The sequence below is a fragment of the Natrinema soli genome (assembly GCF_028618695.1).
The window spans coordinates 1-3,386 of the sequence record NZ_JAQIVI010000494.1 but is presented as its reverse complement, the minus strand read 5'-3'; the positions used below and the strand labels follow the sequence as shown (position 1 = coordinate 3,386).

Annotated in this window: 6 protein-coding genes and 1 pseudogene; 2 read left to right on the top strand and 5 right to left on the bottom strand. The window is 66.1% G+C overall.

Features of this window, described 5'->3' with window-relative positions; all coding sequences use genetic code 11:
* The 3 genes from PGX04_RS24805 to PGX04_RS24795 all read right to left on the bottom strand — a co-directional run.
* Positions 1 to 197 (bottom strand): DUF892 family protein (locus PGX04_RS24805; RefSeq protein ID WP_273740943.1); only part of this gene is annotated, 197 nt, incomplete at its 3' end.
* A 13-nt stretch (positions 198 to 210) separates the two neighbouring features.
* Positions 211 to 798, bottom strand: coding sequence for a YciE/YciF ferroxidase family protein (locus PGX04_RS24800; RefSeq protein ID WP_273740942.1), 588 nt, complete (start codon positions 796 to 798; stop codon positions 211 to 213).
* A gap of 36 nt (positions 799 to 834) precedes the next feature.
* A complete protein-coding gene (locus PGX04_RS24795; RefSeq protein WP_273740941.1) occupies positions 835 to 1,164 on the bottom strand; it encodes a DUF5789 family protein in 330 nt (109 codons plus the stop codon).
* Positions 1,165 to 1,384: 220 nt separating this feature from the next.
* Here PGX04_RS24795 and PGX04_RS24790 point away from each other — a divergent pair, with 220 nt between their 5' ends.
* On the top strand, positions 1,385 to 2,374 hold the full coding sequence (locus PGX04_RS24790; RefSeq protein WP_273740940.1) for an aldo/keto reductase: 990 nt from the start codon (positions 1,385 to 1,387) through the stop codon (positions 2,372 to 2,374).
* Positions 2,375 to 2,429: 55 nt separating this feature from the next.
* Positions 2,430 to 2,837, top strand: a complete 408-nt coding sequence (locus PGX04_RS24785; RefSeq protein WP_273740939.1) for a hypothetical protein — start codon at positions 2,430 to 2,432, stop codon at positions 2,835 to 2,837.
* Here PGX04_RS24785 and PGX04_RS24780 read toward each other — a convergent pair.
* Both PGX04_RS24780 and PGX04_RS24775 read right to left on the bottom strand, forming a co-directional pair.
* The gene (locus PGX04_RS24780; RefSeq protein ID WP_273740938.1) at positions 2,834 to 3,049 is read right to left on the bottom strand and encodes a hypothetical protein; all 216 of its coding nucleotides are present in this window, start codon (positions 3,047 to 3,049) and stop codon (positions 2,834 to 2,836) included. The genes PGX04_RS24785 and PGX04_RS24780 overlap by 4 nt on opposite strands.
* A 97-nt stretch (positions 3,050 to 3,146) precedes the next feature.
* Positions 3,147 to 3,386 (bottom strand): annotated as a pseudogene (locus PGX04_RS24775) (undecaprenyl phosphate translocase family protein); the annotation flags it as partial.

Below are 3,386 nucleotides of genomic sequence, written 5' to 3'. Positions count from 1 at the left end.
CCGAGCGCCGCGAAGACGCGCTCGAGGCGGTCGACCTGCCGTTCGGTCTCGTCGCGGTGAGTCGCGAACGTCTCGGCGAGGTCGTCGCTCGCGGCGTCGGCCGCCATCTCGGCGAGGAGTTCGGCGTGGATGCGTTCGATGTAGTAGGCGTGCTGTAACTGGAAACCGAAGCTGTCTTCGAGCGTTTCGATGTTCATGATGTGGGTACCCTCATCGCCGATCGAGTGAGCCGCGGCTGGCGTCGCCGACCGGGCTCGACGCGAGCAACAGTTCGACGGCGTCGCTCTCCGACAGCGACTCGAGGTCCGTTCGCATCGCCCGCTCGTCGTCGTAGTTCGGCCGAAGCGCGTCGACGACGCGTTCGCCCGCCTCACCCTCGAGCGAGTTCGCGAGCGCCATCACCGTCTCGTAGACCGTACACTCGATCGCCTCGAGTTTCAGGGTGGTTTCGATGTAGTACAGCGGCCGGAGTTCGTCGTTCAGAACGACGTTGTTGAACGCCTCCTTGTCGGCGAGTAGGCCGTCGAATTCCGGAACGCGTCTGGTCCGGGGGTCCTCGCCGAGCGCGTCGAAGGCCCGCTCGATGCGTTCGCAGTGCTCGTGAGTCTCGTCGCAGTGGTCGTCGATCGCCGTCCAGAGTCGCTCCCGACACGCCGTGACGCGGCCGTCGTCCAGGGTATCGATCGCGACGTCGGCCGCCAGCGTCTCGAGTTCGTCGCACAGTTCCCGCTCGATGTAGTAGAGGCGCTCCAGCTCGGTCGTCAGCGCGTCGTGGGGTGTGGTCGTTGTCGTACTCATTGCTGTCTCGTCCGTCTCTCCGCGCGAATCGATCGGTCAGAACGACTGCTGCCCTCGCATCCCTTCGTCGATGACGTGGGGGCTGTCCCCGCGGTCGCTGTACCGCGGCCGACCCACGGCGTCCCGCCTGACCCCGTTCATGATCGCCAGCTCGAGTTCGTTCTGCGTCTGATAGGTCTCGTGACCCGACGTCTCGAGGATCGTCCGGAGCGAATCCGATCGGCGGGGGTACGTGATCTCCACGTCGGCGAACTCCGCGAGCACCTCGTCGGTCGTCATCGGGAAGGTCGCGTCACCGAAGAGTTGACTGACTGAGCCGATTTCCAGCGATCGAACCTCGTCCGTCTCGGTGTCGATACGGTTCATCGGGCGCTCCTACCCCGATGGAGGGGAAAGTACCACAGCCTGCAGGCGACGACAGTGCGCCGCTGTCGGCCCAACGGCCCCGTCACGCACCTCTCCCCGTTGATTTCGGACGCCCCTCAGTCGTCATCGGACGCCCGTCGATCGTCACGGTCTCGAGTGCGGCGGTTCGACGGGTTGCCGCCAAGCCAAGTCATACACCGGTTCGCGAACACGGGTGCACATGAACTATCGACGACTCGGATCGACCGGACGCGATGTCTCCGAGGTCGGCCTCGGAACGTGGAACATCGGCGGCTCCTGGGGCGACGTCTCGGGCGAGACCGGTCGCGACGTCGTTCGCGCCGCCATCGACGCGGATATCGACTTCGTCGACACCGCGGACGTGTACGGCGACGGCCGCAGCGAACGCCACATCGGACACGTCCTCGACGAGCGCAACGCACACGACGACGTGTTCGTCGCGACGAAAGCCGGCCGGCGACTCGACCCGCACGAGGCCGATCGCTACGACTACGACCACCTCTCCTCGTTCGTCGATCGGAGCCGCGAGAACCTCGGCGAGGAGACGCTCGACCTCCTCCAGTTGCACTGTCCGCCCACCGAGGCGTATTACCAGCCGTCGACGTTCGAGGCGCTCGAACGGCTGACAGACGAGGGCAAGATCGCCCGCGCCGGCGTGAGCGTCGAGAAAGTCGAGGAGGCGCTCAAGGCGATCGAGTACGATATCGTCGAGACCGTCCAGCTCATCTTCAACCCGTTCCGCCAGCGGCCCGCGGAGCTGTTCTTCGAGCGGGCCCGCAGGGAAGCCGTCGGCGTGATCGTCCGGGTTCCGTACGCGTCGGGGCTGTTGACCGGCGCGCTCGAGCGCGACCAGACGTTCGCCGAGGACGACCATCGAAACTTCAATCGCGAGGGCGAGGCCTTCGACGTCGGCGAGACGTTCGCCGGCGTCCCCTACGAGACGGGCCACGACGCGGTGGAGGCGCTCGAGCCCCACGTTCCCGAGGACCTGTCGCTGGCCGAGCTGACGCTCCGGTGGATCCTCGACCACGAGGCGGTCTCGACGGTCATTCCGGGGACGACCTCGCCGGAGCACGTCCGGAGCAACGCCACCGTCTCGGAGCTGTCGCCGTTATCTCACCGGGTTCACGGTGCCGTCCGTGACGTCTACGAGGAGCACGTGTTCGAACACGTCCACCATCGCTGGTAGAGCTCCGTCAGCGGCGTCGCGTGACGGTCTCGGCGGCTGTCGACCAACGCGGTGCGTGCCCGTCACCCCCGCTGAAAACGCAAGGAACACGCCGATTTTTCGCCGTGACGTACTCGCGTTCGTGACCGACTACGCGATGCACGAGCCCGACTTTTCGGGCACGACGACCGAGGAATGGGACGAACCGCAACTCGAGGACTTCGATACTGACGACTTAGGGGAGGTCGCGGACCACTTCATCCTCTCGTCGTCGGGATTCCCGCCGGAGAACTTCACGGATCTCAAGCTTCCGGTGGTCGATCCGGCCGGCAACCTCAACAAGAACGCCCTGCAGACGGCGAAGAGCGGCGGCCACGGCGTCGGCGCGGTCGAAGACCTCGACGACGACAAACAGGACAATATCGAGGACATGATCGACGACCTCGCGAACGAACACTTCGAGGACGCCGATTTCGGCGACTAAGCGATCGGCGGCCGACCGCGGCGGCGCGCGCCGACGAGACGGCGTGCGGTCAGGTCGACGACCGCTCCCGTCCAGACGAGGACGAGGAGACTACAGAGTAAGAGCCCGCGCGCCCAGTTCCCGCCGTCGAACTCTCGCGCCGCCGCCGAAAGTACCGAGCGGACCGATACCGCCCGCGTCGGTTTCGTTCCGAAGAGGGCCGTGACTGGCATACGTGCCCTCGTAGCGGCACCGATATAATGCCGTCCCGGAGCATGCAAGGGAACGGTGTGCGTTGGATTGCCGCCCGCCCCGTCGCGTTCGTTGCGTTCACTCCGGATCGAACCCGCCGACGAGATACTCGAGGGCGAACAGTGCGACTGCACCCACTGCGGCCCACGCGGCCGTCAGCGCCATCGTTTCCGTCGTCCACGCGTGCGTCTCGCCGATGTTGTGCAGGGGTGCGGGAACCGAGCCGGCGATGAGGCTCACTAGGAAGACGAGCGTCAGTTCGCGGTTGCGGGCCAGCGCGGCGCGCACGACGCGAGCGATGGTGACGAGGCCGACGAC